Source organism: Bartonella saheliensis, assembly GCF_902162175.1.
In genome coordinates this window covers 13,804-32,181 of sequence record NZ_LR607206.1, presented here as the reverse complement: position 1 = coordinate 32,181, position 18,378 = coordinate 13,804, and the positions used below count along the sequence as shown (strand labels likewise).

General features: G+C 35.7%; 16 protein-coding genes. 6 read left to right on the top strand and 10 right to left on the bottom strand.

Annotated elements, in window-relative coordinates; translation table 11 throughout:
• Positions 1-2 precede the first annotated feature (2 nt).
• On the bottom strand, positions 3-674 hold the full coding sequence (locus FS875_RS05400; RefSeq protein WP_144754068.1) for a DUF2659 family protein: 672 nt from the start codon (positions 672-674) through the stop codon (positions 3-5).
• 453 nt (positions 675-1,127) lie between these two features.
• On the bottom strand, positions 1,128-2,900 hold the full coding sequence (locus FS875_RS05395; RefSeq protein WP_144754065.1) for an SLC13 family permease: 1,773 nt from the start codon (positions 2,898-2,900) through the stop codon (positions 1,128-1,130).
• Between the two features lie 346 nt (positions 2,901-3,246).
• On the opposite strand from FS875_RS05395, the gene FS875_RS05390 reads away from it, so the two are divergent.
• Positions 3,247-4,953: a hypothetical protein gene (locus FS875_RS05390; RefSeq protein WP_144754061.1), complete on the top strand. Its 1,707-nt coding sequence runs from the start codon at positions 3,247-3,249 to the stop codon at positions 4,951-4,953.
• A 149-nt stretch (positions 4,954-5,102) separates the two neighbouring features.
• On the top strand, positions 5,103-6,464 hold the full coding sequence (gene nhaA / locus FS875_RS05385) for a Na+/H+ antiporter NhaA (protein WP_144754058.1): 1,362 nt from the start codon (positions 5,103-5,105) through the stop codon (positions 6,462-6,464).
• 574 nt (positions 6,465-7,038) lie between these two features.
• Here the strand turns inward: nhaA and tmk are convergent.
• The 3 genes from tmk to FS875_RS05370 form a co-directional block, all read right to left on the bottom strand.
• Positions 7,039-7,488: a dTMP kinase gene (gene tmk / locus FS875_RS05380; RefSeq protein WP_144754055.1), complete on the bottom strand. Its 450-nt coding sequence runs from the start codon at positions 7,486-7,488 to the stop codon at positions 7,039-7,041.
• The gene (locus tag FS875_RS10815) at positions 7,472-7,699 is read right to left on the bottom strand and encodes a nucleoside/nucleotide kinase family protein (protein WP_144754052.1); all 228 of its coding nucleotides are present in this window, start codon (positions 7,697-7,699) and stop codon (positions 7,472-7,474) included. The genes tmk and FS875_RS10815 overlap by 17 nt, the downstream gene beginning before the upstream one ends.
• Positions 7,700-8,252: 553 nt before the next feature.
• Complete coding sequence (locus FS875_RS05370) at positions 8,253-9,509, bottom strand: aspartate kinase (RefSeq protein ID WP_144754049.1); 1,257 nt, start codon at positions 9,507-9,509, stop codon at positions 8,253-8,255.
• Between the two features lie 190 nt (positions 9,510-9,699).
• On the opposite strand from FS875_RS05370, the gene ubiG reads away from it, so the two are divergent.
• Positions 9,700-10,443: a bifunctional 2-polyprenyl-6-hydroxyphenol methylase/3-demethylubiquinol 3-O-methyltransferase UbiG gene (ubiG, locus tag FS875_RS05365; protein ID WP_144754046.1), complete on the top strand. Its 744-nt coding sequence runs from the start codon at positions 9,700-9,702 to the stop codon at positions 10,441-10,443.
• Between the two features lie 46 nt (positions 10,444-10,489).
• On the opposite strand, the gene grxC is transcribed toward ubiG, so the two are convergent.
• Positions 10,490-10,744 (bottom strand): glutaredoxin 3, encoded by a 255-nt coding sequence (gene grxC, locus FS875_RS05360; protein WP_144754043.1) that lies wholly within the window; start codon positions 10,742-10,744, stop codon positions 10,490-10,492.
• 47 nt (positions 10,745-10,791) lie between these two features.
• Positions 10,792-11,580, bottom strand: a complete 789-nt coding sequence (locus tag FS875_RS05355; protein ID WP_144754040.1) for a ComF family protein — start codon at positions 11,578-11,580, stop codon at positions 10,792-10,794.
• 196 nt (positions 11,581-11,776) lie between these two features.
• Here FS875_RS05355 and FS875_RS05350 point away from each other — a divergent pair, with 196 nt between their 5' ends.
• Complete coding sequence (locus FS875_RS05350; RefSeq protein ID WP_144754037.1) at positions 11,777-12,655, top strand: methyltransferase domain-containing protein; 879 nt, start codon at positions 11,777-11,779, stop codon at positions 12,653-12,655.
• A gap of 7 nt (positions 12,656-12,662) precedes the next feature.
• Here FS875_RS05350 and FS875_RS05345 read toward each other — a convergent pair whose 3' ends face one another.
• Positions 12,663-14,018 carry an L-cystine transporter gene (locus FS875_RS05345; protein ID WP_144754034.1) on the bottom strand — a complete coding sequence of 452 codons (1,356 nt, stop codon included), beginning with the start codon at positions 14,016-14,018 and terminating at the stop codon, positions 12,663-12,665.
• A gap of 734 nt (positions 14,019-14,752) precedes the next feature.
• Between FS875_RS05345 and FS875_RS05340 the strand changes: the two genes are divergently transcribed.
• Entirely contained in the window at positions 14,753-14,986 is a 234-nt protein-coding gene (locus FS875_RS05340) for a hypothetical protein (protein ID WP_144754031.1), read from the top strand.
• Positions 14,987-15,560: 574 nt separating this feature from the next.
• Here FS875_RS05340 and FS875_RS05335 read toward each other — a convergent pair.
• Together FS875_RS05335 and FS875_RS05330 are read right to left on the bottom strand one after the other, a co-directional pair.
• Complete coding sequence (locus tag FS875_RS05335; protein WP_144754028.1) at positions 15,561-16,934, bottom strand: glutamate--cysteine ligase; 1,374 nt, start codon at positions 16,932-16,934, stop codon at positions 15,561-15,563.
• Between the two features lie 68 nt (positions 16,935-17,002).
• Positions 17,003-17,746 carry a 16S rRNA (uracil(1498)-N(3))-methyltransferase gene (locus FS875_RS05330; RefSeq protein WP_144754025.1) on the bottom strand — a complete coding sequence of 248 codons (744 nt, stop codon included), beginning with the start codon at positions 17,744-17,746 and terminating at the stop codon, positions 17,003-17,005.
• A 231-nt stretch (positions 17,747-17,977) separates the two neighbouring features.
• Here FS875_RS05330 and FS875_RS10155 point away from each other — a divergent pair, with 231 nt between their 5' ends.
• Complete coding sequence (locus FS875_RS10155; RefSeq protein WP_166428886.1) at positions 17,978-18,121, top strand: hypothetical protein; 144 nt, start codon at positions 17,978-17,980, stop codon at positions 18,119-18,121.
• Positions 18,122-18,378 lie beyond the last annotated feature (257 nt).

Sequence of the window (18,378 nt, the reverse complement as noted above, 5' to 3'; positions counted from 1 at the left end):
ATTTATTCCTTATTTGCCTTACCCTCAGCTTGCATAAGCTCAAGCATCATTCGAGCCCGATCTGTTATTTTTGATCTTAGCACACCTTCCGTAGAAATTTTCTGAAAATAGTCAACGGCCTCATCAATCTTTCCTGCTTTATAAGCAGCTAAGCCTAAAGCCTCTCGTGCGGACATACGCATAGGATCAATATCACTTGTCATATCTTTAACGCGCTTTTCGACATCCTCCAAGGTCCCTGTATCAACTAAAATATAGGCGGCTCGAATTTTTGCAACTTTCCGTAAAATCTGCGGTGCTTTCTCATCCGCTGCAACAGAATCAAAAATCTCCACCGACTTGATAAGATCACCTTGCTCCATGCGTAAAGAAGCCTCACGCAAACGGGCAAGAAAAGGATATCCTCCAAAATGAGAGTCTTTAATAGTTTCCAATTGCTTTATCGCCTTATCAAAATGACGTGTATCGGCAAAATTAAGGCTTTGTACAAATGCATCACCAATATGGCTAGCTTTCTTTATTTGCGTATGATGATAAATTTGATAAGCAATTATCATGAGGATGAAAAGAAGAGCAGCCCCAATAATTAAAAAACCATAGCGTCTCCAAAAAGCAAGCGCCTTTTCCTGACGAAATTCTGCATTAACTTCAGCAATAAAACTATCATACGACATATAATATACCTTGTAAAACAACTTACTTTCTACACTTTTATGCATAAATGAACAAAGATGGTAGCCCTCATTCATAAAAAATCTTTAAATTGCTCCGTTTATTCATTTCAAAGCAATATGTATTCCAATTGATTAGCCTTTTGCAACTGTATCGATTAAAAATGATGTAAATATCCTTTTGCTTCACATGACTATTTTTATATAATTGGGATTTATAAAAAAGATCACGACTTTAATGTCATGCATGCTTGTTGATAATGTTAATTATTCTTCCCTCATTAATGTATACAAAAGACAATTTTTTAAATAACCCGTTCCCTATCTTCGATTGTAGAATAGCATTAAATATACCCCTTAGGCTTTAAATAAAATTTTTTTATATATCTCTTCAACTTATCTTCATAGGATTAATAATCTTTTGGAATCAATCCTTAAAGCTTTCAAAAAAATATCCTATTGTAATGGCCAAACCCACATAAGCATGGGAACAGCAACAATAATGATCAACACCGCTAAGGGAGCCCCCAAACGTGGATAATCACTAAAACGATATCCTCCTGGCGCCATCACGAGCATATTACTTTGATGTCCAATAGGTGTAAGAAACTCACACCCCGCACCAATGGCAACAGCCATCAAAAAAGCTTCAGGCTTATAATGAAGAGAATGAGCAAAACTTGACGCGATGGGGGCGACCATCATAACCGTTGCGGCATTATTTAAAAATGGCGTGACCAACATGGCTGTCACCAACATCAGAGCTAAAGCACCAGATGGCGGAAAAAATATTGCCAGTTGGCTTAGCCATTGACCAATGAGATCTGTACATCCCGTTTTCTCTAACGCTTCACTTACTGGAATAAGAGCCGCTAATAGGACTAATATTGGACCATCTAATGCCTGATACAGATCACGCGCGGGCAAAACGCGAAAAATAACCATTGCAGCAGCAGCAGAAAAGAAAGAAAAAGCAACTGGAACAATATGAAAAGCTGTAAAAATAATGGCTATAAACAAAATGGCTAAGGATATAAAACCATGCCGTAAATTCCCAAACACAATATTTCGTTTTGCTAAGGGTAAGCATTTCAGTTCCCTTAATAAATTTGGAATAACCGCATCTTGTCCTTGTAAAACAATTACATCTCCAAGATGAAAGATAATATCATCAAGTCTTCCCCGTACCCTCTCATGTTGACGACTTAACGCAAGCAAATTGACATTATAGTGATCAAAGAGTGAAAACTCTTTCGCACTAATACCAATAAGAGGCGAATTATGCGTGATGACCGCTTCAATAATATCAATATCACTATCCTTATCTCCTGTAGAAAGAGTCCGCTCCTTAGAAAACTCTAAACGCGCAGAATTCATCACACTATCTATTCCTGTATGCGATCCTTCCAATAAAACAATATCGTTTTCAGACAAAACAAAATCTGGTAGTGGCGAAATAGATACTTTATTCCTGATGATTTGAATCACCATAACATCACCACTTGATGGTTTAACCAAATCAACAATACTTTTCCCCACAATAGATGAATTTATCGGAATATGCACTTCTACAACATAATTACGAATATCAATGGCATCATCAAACGATCCACCTGAGCGCACACGCACTGGCAAAAGCCAATAAAAACAGACTAAGTATAAGACACCAACCGTCGCAATAACCGCACCAACTGGTGTAAAATCAAACATCGTAAAAGGTGTTCCTGCTAAGCGTTCTTGCATCGCTGAAATAACAACATTGGGAGATGTTCCTATCTGTGTCATAAGCCCCCCCAACAAAGAACCAAAGGCCATGGGCATTAAAAAGACAGAAGGAGAAACCTGAGAACGACGAGCGAACTGAAAAGCTATCGGAAGCATAATAGCCAAAGCACCAATATTTTTAACAAACATTGATAAAACAACAACAGAAAAAACCAAAAAAGCTAATTGAAGGCGCACCGATTTTACATCTGGCCATATCCGCTGAATAATAAATTCCATTATACCAGAACGTGATACAGCCGTACTGACAACAAATACACTTCCCACGATAATGACAATATCATTACTAAAACCGCTAAAAGCTTCCTTTGGACTGACAAGACCAACAGCACACGCTATTAATAATGTACAAATAGCGACAAGATCATAACGAAATCGATCCCAAATAAATACAACCATCATGAGACCAATGATCGAAAAAGCCATTATTTGATTTTCTGTCATAAGACTCACCTCTCCCCATTAAATTATAATGAACAAAAACATAACTTTATATGTTTTAAATATTCCTATAAACAGCAGTAAGATAAAAACAGACATAGAAATATTTTATGATAATTTAAAGTGATAAAAAATATGATGCACGTAAACTTACCTCTTCTTACATTATGCGTGCGTTTCTATAACATGCTCAATCCAAAGAAAATCGATAAAGCGATATTGCAAAAAAGATGAGAATAACTCTAATATAGAGGGGTGATGACTGTTGAAACTGGTACACGCTATATTTTAACCTTTGTCATTGCTTAAAAGAGTTTATCTTCACTCTTAATTTTAAAGAGTGATAAAAATGAAAGAAAAAAGAATGGTCAAGCTTAATAGTGGGTATCAAAGTAACCTGAAATATTGGCTCACTTGCATTATTGGATTTATTGCTATCTTAGCAATTATCGTTGTTGGTGGATTTTATATCGCAAAACCCTACCTTGACAGTTTTGTAAAACAAGAGTTAGTCCGTCGTGCCATAAAAGCAGAAAAATCTGAAGTCAGCATTCTAGGTAAAGTCAATTTGAAGAATGTTACACTCCCCGTTCCATCCGGTACATCACTGAAAATTGGTGCCATTTCTGCCCGTCCTCCTCTTTCTTTTATTCCTGGAACTTTTACATTTTATAATGTTGATTTAAAGCATAATAATATTCATGTAAAAATACCCCAAATTTCTCTTAAAAATGTATCCTTAAAAGATAAAGACAGAACAATCACATCACGTCTGTTACAATCAATGATGCGTATTGATCTTGCCTCAATAAGTGCGCCTAATATACAGCTTTCTATAGAAGATAAAAACAAACGAACAGAAACAGTTGACGTTAAGAATTTCCAGCTTTCTGATTTTAAAGGCGGCCATATCCGTTCTGTTAGCATTAAAAATATGGACTTTAAAACGGTTGCAGTCAATGGCGATAAACAAATGCAACTGATGGCTAAAAGTGATACAATAAAGGCTTATGATATCGACATCAATTATGCCTATTCTATTATTTTCGGAAAAAATAACGCTCTCAATCAAGGGAAAACCGTTACAGGCCCTATTTCTTTGAACAATATAAGTGTCGATATTTTTGAAGAAGCAGAAAAAAATAGTTCTTTCTTCCTCGGCCAATTTAAAACATCTGGCCTCAAGATGAAACCGCTTGAACAAACGCCTGAAAAACTGCTCAAAGCTTATCTTAATGCAAGGAAAGAGAATAATAAAGTTGCAGAAAAAAAAGCACAAAATGGTCTTCTTCTAAACATACTGCTCGCCATCACCTCAGCAGATGCCAAAGTTGATAATGTCACTATTGATATCCCACCATTGAAAGCAACGCTTGAATCATTCCAACTTAAACCAAGCTTGTGGAAACATCCTATCCCCAAAAAGCTTTTTCTTTCTCTCAATAACTTTTCCGTTTTACCTAAAAAAATGAATGAAAAAGATTTAGAACTTTTAAAAAAGATGGGATTTGAACAAATTGATTTTTCAGGAAAACTTGATATTTCTTACGATGAAAAAAAACGTATGCTCTTTCTTGATGCAATGTCTTTCAATATGAAGGACGTTGGATCTGGAAACATCTCGGCTAAGGTTATTGATGTTGATGAAAAACTTTTTTCTGGTCAACAAAATATCATGATTGCTGCTTCCCAAAATCTTGGCATCAATGAAATTGATATACAATATCGGGATGCAGGTTTCATTGATAAACTTTTTTCTTATCTTGCAAAAAACCTTAATGACAGCCAACATGATCTTAAAAAGGAACTCTATGATGATTTCTATTTAATGATGACGCAAACCCCAAAAATGCTGCTAAAAAATCAAAACGAAGCAGAAAAAATTTCAAAATCCTTAGGTGAGTTTGCTAAAAATCCACAAACATTGATCGTTAAGATTAAAGCAAAAGATAATAAAGGGCTCACAATAGTTGATCTCGAATCCGCTCTACAAAATGATCTATCCAAAGCTTTAAGCAAAGTAGACATCACTATTAAAAATGAAGCATCGCCTTAAACATATCGTGCTTTAAAGATGATGATCTTGTCTATAAATTAAGAACTTTATTCCTCTTTTTGCTTTTATATGATACAGAAAGCACCGTGATAGAGTCACTTAACACAGAGAATATAGAAACATAAAATTGTCGATAGTTGGAGTTGTTCATGTCTGATTTATCTTCAAATCGCTTGCCTAATCGCGCTTCTCGTGTCACTAATCAAGCGCTTTCTGCTATCGAGCGTTTTCTCCATATTGAAGCTCTTAGTGGTATTGTTCTTTTACTCGCTGCTGCTGCTGCACTTATTTTTGCTAATTCTCAATATGCTGCTCTCTATGAATCTTTTTGGCATACGCCTCTTGGTTTTAATTTAGGTCATTTCACTCTTTCATGGGATTTACATTTCTGGGTTAATGATGCCCTTATGACTATTTTTTTTCTTGTCGCAGGAATGGAAATTCGACGCGAAATTCATGAAGGTGCCCTTGCCGATTTTAAACAAGCAATTTTACCAATTGTTGCTGCAATAGGCGGTGTTTGTGTCCCTGCAATTATTTATTTCATCTTCAACTCTAACGGTGGACATGTCCACGGTTGGGCTGTGCCAACAGCAACAGATATCGCTTTTGCTTTAGGTATTCTGGCTCTTCTGGGAAAAAAAATCCCTTCTAATCTTCATATCATTCTTCTATCATTAGCAATCATTGATGATATTATTGCTGTTCTTATTATTGCTTTTTTCTACTCAACAAACATTGATCCTAGCGGTTTAATGATTACAGGAGCGGGTATTGCCTTGGTACTCTTTTTTCAATGGATCGGGCTTGCATCAGCATGGCTTTACGTTGTACCTGGCGCAATCATCTGGTGGGGATTATTGGTAACAGGCGTTCATCCATCCCTTGCTGGCGTAATCTTGGGTATGATGACTCCTGTTTTTCCTACCCGTACTCTTGTAGCGCCACTGACCATGCTCAGCAACGCTATGCAAATTCTTCAAGAAAAAAACACAAAAACAGATCTCCATCATATTTCAACTGCATTGAAAAAAATGCGTAAAGGACAACAGGCTATGATTGCGCCAGTAACGCGTATTCAAAAAACATTACATCCATGGGTTGCTTACGGTATCATGCCAATTTTCGCCTTTGCAAATGCAGGCGTGAGTTTTGCAAACTTTGATCTTTCTTCTCATGAATCATTATTAATTGTTCTTGGTGTTGTCATTGGTCTTTTTGTTGGAAAGCCCCTTGGTATTATCACTGCTAGTTATCTGTCCGTAAAATCAGGACTATGTCGTCTTCCTCCTCAAATGACATGGGCTGGTATTTTGCTCATTGGTTTTTTAGCAGGAATTGGCTTTACAATGTCTATCTTTGTTTCAATGCTCGCCTTTAAAGATATTATCTTGCTCGATGCTGCAAAAATTGGGGTTCTTTGTGGCTCTGGTTTATCTGCTCTTATTGGTCTGGGATATGGCTTTATTTATATTAAGCGTAATAAAGACATCTCTCATAGTTCCGAATAAAACCAAACAATCATCTGCTTTATTGAAATAATTTTTTAGCATAACCAAGGTGTTCCCTACAGTCCTTGAAATCGATGTATCTGCTTGCTAAGATATTTTTATCTTACGTTCTTGCTGGTTAAATAAGTAATTTAAAAAACTCCATAACAACGTTAAAAATTGCTTTTTGTTGTTTCATTTATCAGAGATAAGAAGATTAAAGTTTTAAAAAAGTTGCTGTTATTATCGCCTCTTCCCTTAGCTTAATTTGCTGCCCTCAAACATGCTTGAACATATCTCTACAGATCGTTCTTATATCGCTATATTCCTCTCTACGAGAATGAAAATATCATGATCACAGCAGAAATTAATAACCTTTTTGGAAGAGCTTCCCTCTTTCAAACTTTTTAAAAAGTGCGTTACAATTTAATGATTACCAATCGTCTCAATTAAAATATTAAGATATTATTTTTTTCAGTACTCTTAAATTATCGTGAGAAAACCTTTAAAATTCTAGATCCCATATAGAAACTAGATCATAAAGGAGAATAGATCACAGATAAATTTTTAAATGATACTCATAAATGGGTATATTTTATTTATTGTCAAAACACGTCTTGTCTATATGATGTCGTATTTGATTATGGATTAAAAAAACAGAGGCGGTTCCATCAATGACGATAAATCGTTCGTCTATTTCTGATAAAAGTTGATATCCTTCATAAACTTTTTCAATAAATGAGCGTTTTTCTTCGTATTTTAAGTCTAAACCATCCCTTTTTTGCAATCGTTCAATAAGAGCAGCAGGAGGCAAATGAAGGTAAAATGTGATCTGAGGTCTTGGAATAGCTTGATTTAATTGAATCACACTTTCAAGAGAAAGACCTCGAGCGTAGAAATAAACAAGACTAGAATAAACATATCGATCACTGATTAATAAATTTTGCGATGACGTTAAAGAAGGTTCGATAATTTCAAGCGTATGTTTGCGTCTATCTGTTGCGGCGAAAAGAGCTAAAAGCAATGGATCAATCGTGTTTTCCACTCTCTAAATAATCTCTAACCTCTGGTTTATTTCTATACCAATTACTAGGCTGAAAAGTTTGTATGATATGTTTTTCTTGTGAGTAATGGCGAGAAATTTCTTTTGTTTGAGTTGTCTTTCCACTCCCATCAAATCCGCATAGAACAACAAAAGAGCCAGAATATTTTTTTAGAGACCACATGGAATGATAAATATCTTTACTAAGATACATTTTCTCTCCATTCATATAATTTACATTATTTTACACCTAAAATTTTCTTGTTGAGAGAGAATGTATTTTACCTCTCAGTATCAGAGGTATAATATCAAGAGCCCCCTTCCCTTCAACAAAATAGCTTAAAATTTTTATAACTTATTGACTGCTAAGATAACATTTTTAATTTTTAGCCAACTAAAAAGCAAATTTTATAAACTCTATCATATTGATTTTGAATTATACATCCCCTTTTTATAACATACATATGGTGCCTATTCTTCCTCCCAATCACCTCTTGTAAACAGTTCTCCTTTCCCTTTATTTTATATCTAAACGATTCATAAGAAGCATCTTGTGTTGTCTCTGAAATAGTTTTTATTCCTATGCTAATCTTGCTTTTAACACGCAAACAAATAGTTTTTTTCTTCACTATAAAAAAATTTTAAATTAAAAAATTTCACTGTATTCATTATTCTTATTTAAACGAAATTTCTAAATTATGCTTATAAAGCAAAACATTCATAGCTATGAAAACTTTATGTTCTTAAAATTGAGCGTTTTAAAATACTTAACTCTTATCCAGTCCATAAACAGCATGTAATGTTCTCACCGCAAGTTCCGTATAAGCGCTATCAATCAAAACAGAAATCTTAATCTCAGAAGTCGTGATTGCTTGAATATTAATACCTTTTTCAGCCAAAGCCTTAAAAGCTGTAGCGGCAACGCCTGCATGGCTGCGCATTCCAATACCAATCACAGATATTTTGGCAAGATCACTTTCAAATTGGAGAACATCAAATCCAATTTCTTTCCGGTTTTTCTCAAGAAGTGCAACGGCTTTTTCTACATCGGCGGATGGGACCGTAAAAGTCATATCCGTTTTTGAGCCATCTTCAGAAATATTTTGCACAATCATATCAACATTAATGCATTCTTCAGCCAAGGGACCAAAAATTGCTGCCGAAATCCCTGGACGATCGGCAAGCCGACGCAGCGAAATTTGTGCTTCATCCTTAGCAAAAGCAATACCCGTAACATTTTGTTGTTCCACGATTTCATCCTCATCGCAAATAAGTGTTCCAGAAGAACTCATTGGATCCTCCATGCCTAATGCATCAGGATCCTCAAAACTTGAACGTACAAAGGTACGAACTTTATGAACCATGGCCAATTCAACAGAACGAACCTGTAAAACTTTTGCTCCAAGAGAAGCCATTTCCAGCATTTCTTCAAAAGCTACTTTTGGTAAACGGCGCGCCTTTGGTTCTATACGTGGATCCGTTGTATAAACACCATCCACATCCGTATAAATATCACAGCGATCAGCTTGTACAGCCGCTGCTATAGCAACAGCACTTGTATCTGATCCCCCACGTCCTAAGGTAGAAATCCGATTATCCGGCGCTAACCCCTGAAAACCAGCAATAACAGCAACCTGACCTTCCTGAAAACGCTCTATTAAAAAAGATCCATCAATATCAGTAATACGGGCACGACCATGCGCATTGTCTGTATAAATAGGGATCTGCCAGCCAAGCCATGAACGTGCATCAACACCCATTTCTTGAAGTATTAAAGCCAGCAAACCTGAAGTAACCTGTTCACCAGAAGCAACCACAACATCATATTCACGAGCATCTCTATGAATAGGTGAAGCATCACGCGTCCACTGAACAAGTTCATTGGTTTTACCGGCCATCGCAGAGACTACAACGGCAACTTCATGGCCTGAATCAACCTCTCTTTTAACATGCCGTGCAACATTATGAATACATTCAATGTTTGCGACAGATGTTCCACCAAATTTCATGACAATGCGCGCCATTAATAACACTCTTACCTTTACATCTTTTATCTCAAACGATAACGATAATACGATGCTCTATCAACTAACCATTTTCTCGACATAGCGAATATCGAGCATTTGTGCAAGTTGCATTATGACTATATTAATTTTTCTTGACTTTGTATAAACTCTACCGGACTTGATCATTAGAAAATAAAAGGAAGACAACATGATAGAGGAAAAACAAACAACTATTGATCAAAGTGAAATTGATCACTTCTCACGGATTGCTACAGAATGGTGGAATCCTCAAGGGAAATTTCGACCTCTTCATCAATTTAATCCAACACGTCTTGCTTACATTAGAGAAAAAATCTGTTTAGAATTTAATCGTGATCCTGTTTCACTGACGCCCTTTGATAATTTGAAAATTCTTGATATTGGCTGTGGAGGAGGCTTGTTATGTGAACCCATGGCGCGTCTTGGCGCTATCGTTGTAGGCGTTGATGCTGCACAAACGAATATTGAAGTTGCAAAAATCCATGCAGCACAAAATAACCTTTCAATTGATTATCGCACGACAACAGCAGAAGCACTCGCCAATGAAGGAGAAAAATTTGATATCATCCTTAATATGGAAGTTGTTGAACATGTCGCTGACGTTAATCTCTTCATAAAAGCGACAGCAAAAATGCTAAAACCACAAGGGTTGATGTTTGTTGCAACACTCAACCGTACGTGGAAAGCATGGGGGCTTGCTATTATAGGCGCTGAATATATCCTGCGTTGGCTCCCTAAAGGAACTCATGATTATAAAAAATTCCTAAAACCTCGAGAACTTAAGAATTTCTTATCACAAAACGCTCTAACTGTCATTGATGAGATAGGTATTACTTATAATCCATTAAACGACAGCTGGAATCGCTCAAAAAACATGGATGTTAACTATCTCCTTCTCGCAAAACGGTCGTAAGGGATGTAATAGTTTTAAAGGTATGTTATTTATAGCGATTATATATCTATATATCTTGCAATAAAGAATTGAGTTTTCCCTCAGCTTCTAAAGCATAAAGGTCATCACAACCGCCAACGTGATAATCACCTATAAAAATTTGTGGAAATGTATTACGCCCATTCGCGCGCTGTACCATTTCTTGACGAAGGGATGTGGAAGCATCAATATCTGTATATTTTACGCCTTTTTTATCAAGCAAATCACGTGCTTTTGTACAATAAGGACAACCGGGGCGTGTATAAATAATTATCTCTTTCATAAGTATTATCCTCCAAGTATTTTTGTAATAATATCCACTTTAAGTTCCTATTGAAAAGAAGGAAAAATAGAATCTTCTTTAAGAACACGCGAAAATGTTAGCACATCAACCCGTCGTGCACCTGCATATTTTAGTGCAGCAGCTGCTGCTGTAACTGTTGCGCCCGTTGTGAATACATCATCAATCAGTAAAATGGAACATCCTTTGAGATATTTTTTAACTTTATGCGAAACCTTAAAAGCATTTTTTACGTTAAGTTTTCTTTCTCTTGAAGAAAGACTAACCTGCGGGCGCGTATGCCGACAACGAATAAGCCAACCGGGTTTTAAAAGCTTTTTTTGTGATGCTGCAATATAACGGGCAAGCTCAGCAGATTGATTATAACGTCTCTCCCAAAAACGACGAAAATGCAATGGAATGGGGATAATAACATCACACTCATCGATAACCTCACGTCCAGCAGAAACCATCCAATTGGCCATAAATGGTGCCAATTCTATATGATCACCATATTTTAAGCGCGTTACCAAAGTGCGTGCAAGTCCTTTATGAACAATGACTGAGCGAACACGTGAAAAAGGGTAAGAATTACGGAGTGCTTCACCACTAAGAAAACCATCCCCCATATCACAAACAAAAGGTGTCCCCATAACAGGACAATAAGGTTTCGTAATAAATTGAAGATCTTTCCAACATTTAGAGCAAATTGTGCCATAAGTAGAAACATTTTGCTTGCATCCAGGACAAATTGGTGGATAAAGCATTGTTTTAAAACGCTCAATAAATTGACTGAGTATATCCCCGCTATTTAAAGCCGCTTCTCGAAAGTAAAACATTATAAATTTAGGCTTTTACAAGTTCCCCGTAGAACAAAAGTTCCTTTGTATTTCCTCAATTTATAAATTTAATTTCTTTAAAAACTCTTAAACTCCTATAAACTTATTTTTATTTCACATTATAAACTTGACAGAGCGCGCACAAACATGAACCTTTTCAAAATATATTTTTCATAAATCAAAAGTGTTCCACAATATGTCCCATCCTTTAATTTTTGATCATAACCGTATTGAACAATTCCGAAAACGCGCCTTTCAAAAAGCAAAAAAAGGATATGACTTTTTACTCTCTCTCATGGCCGAAGATCTTTATCAACGTCTTAGTACTGTTGATCGTCTCTTTACATTAGCGCTTGATTTACACAGCCATACAGATCTTGCTGCGCAAGCTCTCATAAAATCTGGAAAGGTTTGTTCTATAGAACGTATTGAAACTGATATGCTTTATAAAAGCTATGATAAAAAATTTCATTTACGTCATCGAGAATTTCTTGACTTACCTCAAAATTACTGCGATCTTATTGTTTCACTTCTTTCATTACAATTGACGAATGATACCCCTGGTGTTCTAAGCCAGATAAAAAACACTCTTAAACCAGATGGCTTATTTCTGGCTGTTATGACAGGAGCTGGTACTCTCAAAGAATTACGTGAATGTCTCCTACAGGCTGAAATTGAAATTTATGGTGGAGCAAGCCCTAGAATCTACCCTTTTGTCGATATTCGTGATGCAGGCGCTCTTTTACAGCGTGCTGGCTTTGCTCTCCCTGTAACCGATGTTGAAGAGATTACGATACGTTATAATACAATGTTTGACCTTATGCGCGATCTTAAAGCAATGGGAATGCAAAATGCCCTCATTAATCGCTCACGGCGCCCTGTCTCTAAACGCTTTTTTCTCCGTGCTGCTGAAATCTACGCACAAAAATTTAGCGATCCTGATGGACGTATTCGTGCCCATTTTTCTTTCATCTGGCTCTCTGGTTGGGCTCCTCATCCCAATCAACAAAAACCTCTACAACCCGGTTCTGGGCAAATATCTCTTACAGATATTTTAAAACCCCCAAAAATATAACCCAAAATTATTTTTCAAAAATACTTTTATCCGTTGTTCGTAATATTTGACTGGTGATCGTTCCTGCTATCATTGAATCACTCACATTTAGAGCGGTACGTCCCATATCAATCAGTGGCTCAATAGAGATAAGGACAGCAACCAAAGTAACAGGAAGCCCCATGATTGGTAACACAATCAATGCTGCAAAAATAGCCCCTCCCCCCACACCAGCAACACCAATGGAACTCAATGTTACAATCCCAACAAGCGTTGCAATCCATGTAGGATCAAGAGGATTAATCCCCATAGTTGGCGCAATCATGGTCGCAAGCATCGCTGGATAAAGACCAGCACACCCATTTTGTCCAATTGTTGCCCCAAAAGAAGCTGCAAAACTCGCTATAGATTGCGGTACACCTATCCACTGTGTTTGTGCTTCGATATTCAAAGGAATACTTGCTGCACTTGAACGACTGCTAAAAGCAAATGTCAAAACCGGCAAAACCTTTTTAAAAAAACGGAAGGGGTTAATTCCTGATATGCCGAGCAACACACCATGAATGCCAAAAATTAAAATAATACCAACATAAGAAGCAATGATAAAAATGAGTAAATTTAAAATATCTGCAACATGTGAAGATGCTCCTACTTTTGTCATAAGTGCAAAAATACCATAAGGCGTCAAAGCAATCACAAGACGAACTAACCGCATGATCCAAGCTTGTGCCACTTGAATAAATAAAAGTGCTTTTTCCCCTTTTTCTGGCTCATCTTTCTTCAAAAGAAGAACCGCAGCCCCTAAAAATGACGCAAAAATAACAACACTGATAATTGATGTACGCTTAGAACCACTTAACTCAGCAAAGGGGTTTTTAGGAATCAAGGATAAAATCATCTTTGGAATATTCATATCTCCAAGTTGAGAAATACGCTCTCCAAGAACAGTAGAAACATTTTGCCCTTCATGCACCAAACCATTTGCAGTTAAACCAAAGGCATTCACAACTAAAACGCCAACCAATGCTGAAAGAGCCGTTGTAAAGAGCAATATTGAAATAGTCATTATACTCATTTTTCCAACAGCATAAACAGAATGCAAATGAGCAACAGCTGAAACGATAGAGATAAAAACCAATGGCATAACAATCATTTGAAGTAATAAGATATAGCCATTTCCAACAATGTTAAACCATTCAATGGATTTCAACAAAGTGGCTTCACCTTCTCCATAAATAACCTGCAAAACACCACCAAAAATCAAACCAAGGACAAGCCCCAGCATGACACGGCGTGAAAGACTCCATTGCATTCTCTTACTTTGGGCAATCCACAATAAAAAAATAACAAATAGAAATAAATTGATGAAAAAATTAAACGTCATTGTCTCTGCCCAGTCTATATCCACTATTATTATAATTGATTTTGAATAATATGCATAATTCAAAATCAATGCATAATATTTAAAATTAAGGTATAAAGCTTACAAGGCTTTTAAAAAATCATTATTTTTTTAATTTATAGATTAAAAGAGAATTTTTTATCTACGAATAATTGTTTAAAGAAAATAAATAAATTTATTTCCCTACTCTTTAAAATTAAAAAGCTTATCAAATAGTTTAAAAAGAGAAATATAAACCCCCTTCATTGCATTTTAATACTGAATAATTCCAACCTATTTTATTCTATAAAAGTCCTTATCACTCTCTTTTAACTTTTGAATTAAAGAAATCTTTCTTTAAAAATAATTCATTAACAAACAAACATTCATAAATTCTCTGAAAATAAACCATCAAGCTCCTCTTTCCAATTTTATGGACTGTGCTCCCAAAAGCTTTTGGAGAAGAAACTTTTTTGTTTTTTTAAAATTCTCTTATAGGCACAAAATATGTCCTCTCAATAACAAAAAATCGTAAATGTGAAGGACTCAAAAACCATAATGCCTATTGAAAAGGCAATGCAACCAGTAATACATATTATTTTTAATACAACCTAAATCACAATACCAACAAAAATACCCTATATCTTATCGATATGACCAAACTAAGTGATATCAACCGTTATAATAACCGTATTCAATATCGGTCTATTTATCAAAGATAAGGAGTTAAATCACTCATGAAACGTACCATAACATTTATTGTTTTATCTTCTCTATTGATACTTTTGTTCGCTGTATTAATATCACTTGGATATACGAAAGTGAACGATCTGAATCTGTACGATGAACTTTATCAGTCATATCTCAATAAAAACTGTAAAAATCCAGGATATCGCGAAAAAGGAGAAATAGCAAAAGAATATATAAAAATATTTAAGAGTAAGGTAGAGCCCGTCACATCTACAGAATAAGATAAAGGATTGTTTTAGAAATATTGAATAGAACGACAAGTGAATTCTCGTAATTAGATATTTTAAAGTGTTACCCAAAGCTACTCTTTTTTTGTGGATGCTTTGCTATTTTAGGTAAGAAATCTCAATATGAAGGTCTGCTAAATAGTAAAGTAGAGTGTTTGTTATTTATTAAGAAAAGATGTTTTACTCGCAAAATTTGAAGTCGACTTTTAATAATCCGATGTTTGAATACGTAAAAAATTTCTAGATTAACTAAAAAACAAATTATCCATATAGAGAAAATGGTTTCCTGTAATTTTCTTACCCATTAAACAAAATCCAACTATTGCCTTCATAATGACTGTATAACGATATCGTAATGTCACAAAAAGATATACAAATCCCCATGCACTCTTGCTATTAAAAAGATGAAAAAACAATCCGTTAAGAAGCGTACTATACGTTTTTAAATAATATTTTTTATTCCTTGTTTAAAAGTAATAAAATTATTTTCTACTCCCCTTCATAAAAGGAATGAACCACTGTGATAATATACAGTTTTAAAAAAGTACAAAGTGTCTTTGTCTTCAATTTAATAGGCACATTCTAAAAATGTAGGTTCGACAGACTCATTCCAAATAGAAGAGTAATGAAACAAAAGTTTTTCCGCATCTGTTTGCCCTGTTGCTACAACCTCTTCTAAAGGATTAAGAAAATTTGTTTCATCCAAACCATTTGCATCATAGTGTTTGCGATTTTTTAAGCCCTTGCGTGCAATGGCAATAGCTTGACGGGCTAATTCTAAAAGAATGGTTTGACGAAAAGGGGTTTTTAATCCTTCTTTTGGAACGCGTTCACGCATTTCCAAAACTTCTTCAAAACACCAATCTTTTGTTAAAGCCTCTGCCTCATTAAGCGCTTCTCTATCATAAAGAAGCCCAACCCAAAAAGCCGACAATGCACAGATGCGCTTCCAAGAACCGCAATCAGCGCCTCTCATTTCTAAAAATCTTTTTAAGCGAACTTCAGGAAATAACGTTGATAAGTGATTAATCCAATCTCCCATGTTTGGAATTGAATTTGCAACATGTCCTCTTAATGCTCCATTCATAAACTGACGAAATGTTATATGTGTACAATCATAATAACGGCCATCACGTACAACAAAATACATAGGAACATCAAGAGCCCATTCAACGTAATCAGCAAAACCAAAATGCTCAGAAAATATAAAGGGAAGAACACCTGTCCTGTGATTATCCGTATCACGCCAAATTTCAGAACGCCATGACAAAAAGCCATTTGGACGTCCTTCCGTAAAAGGTGAACTTGCAAATAAGGCGGTCGCAATGGACTGTAATTTCATGGATACTTGCATTTTTCGCCGCATATCACTTTCAGATGAAAAATCAAGATTAACCTGAACCGTTGATGTACGATACATCATATTAAGGCCATTATGCCCAACTTTTGGCATATAATCAGTCATAATCTGATAACGTGATTTAGGCATTTTCGGTGTTTCTGCTAACGTCCACTTTGGGCTCGCTCCCATCCCCAAAAAACCAATACCCAATGGTTCTGCAATTTTTTTGAGAAGCGTTAAATGTTCCATCAACTCATGATATGTCTGATCTATTGTTTTTAATGGTGCCCCAGATAATTCAAACTGTCCCCCAGGTTCCAAAGAAATAGCCCCCTGATCAACTGATCCTACAAGCCCAATAATATTCCCTTCATCTAAAATAGGTTTCCATCCCAAAGCGCTTTGCATCCCCTCTAACAGCGCTCGAATCCCTCTCTCTCCATCATAAGGAACAGGACGAAAACTCTCTCTATAAAACGGAAACTTTTCATGTTCTGTGCCAATACGCCAATCTTCTTCTGCTTTACACCCCCCTTGGAAATAGCTAACCAAGGAATCTAAGTTATAAACTTCACTTTCATCCATTACATCAAGCGCCATAACTTATCGTATCCTATCATTAGTATTATCATCTTAAATGAATTGTTTAGAATGATTTTAGAGACATCTCAATCCATTGACCAATCCCCCACAGTAGCATTAAGAAGAGCCAATGCCGCAACAGCGGCAGTATCAGCGCGCAAAATGCGTGGACCTAATGATATCGAAACCACAAAAGGATGCTTTTTTAAAAAGCTCCGCTCTTCTTCACTAAATCCACCTTCTGGTCCAATGAGAATACCAGGTGCTGTAACGTTATACTTTTTAAAAGAAGATAATGGATTATGCGATTGATACTCTTCATCACAAAAGAATAAAGGCTGTGTCTTATCCCAACCTGCTAAGAGCTCTGCTAATGATAGAGCTGATACACATTTAGGGAGAGATAAAATACCACATTGTTCAGAAGCTTCAATAACATTAGCCTCCATACGCGCCATATTAATACGCGTAACCTGTGTATGATGCGTTATAACGGGCTGCAAAATCGATACCCCCATTTCAACAGCTTTCTGCACCATATAATCCAACCGCGCGTTTTTGAGTGGAGCAAAGCAGTAAATAAGACTGGAATGCGTCGTTTGTAATCTTTCTTGATGAATAAGCTGAACCAAAACAAATTTTTTCTTAACAAGAGTAAGTCTAGCAAGCCACTCACCATCCTGTCCATTAAAAAGTAGAATTTCTGCTCCTTCTTTCATCCGCAAAACATGCACAAGATAAAAAGCTTGTGCTCCTTCTATCTTTATTTCTTCATTCAAAGCCAATGTCTGTCGGATAAATAATCTTTTAAGTTTATAGTTTATGCGCATAAAATCTTGCCAATACTCACTATCGTCATCAAGAAATGAAGAAAAATGTATAACAAAAAGAAAAAATTATATCTATAGAACTATAATATATTAAAGAATTATAGAGTTTTTTAGCTTTATGAGATAATGATCGGAACCAATAGATCGTTAAGCGATTCTGCTTTCATATAAGTTAAATAATACACCATTCATCTTTGCACTCAGTCATTGATGCATCAGTGGAGGAAAGATATGTCTGCTAAAAAAGCTACCATTATTACCATTACAACCCTCTTAGCCTTTATTTTGATTACAGTGGGAATTGGTTCTGTTGGAGCAGATGGGAAGCATACAGTTAGCAAAGATGGTTATGGTATTTCTTCTCAGATTCAATAAGTTCTGGCTGATATACCCTTAACGTTTTAAGGTAACAAAATATTTTTCAACAATTCTCTAAGATTTTCACTCATATTATGACTCTCCTGTATTGAAAAGATTCTAGAGAGAGGTGTTTTCATCCCTCTCTTCAGTTGTTTATCTAAATAACAACTGCATTTATGTGGCGAAGAAGAAGATTCTTAGTTTCATCACATATAGAAAGTAAGAGAATCTTATGATTTTGAAATTTCTTGTTTAAACTTAAAAACGACTTT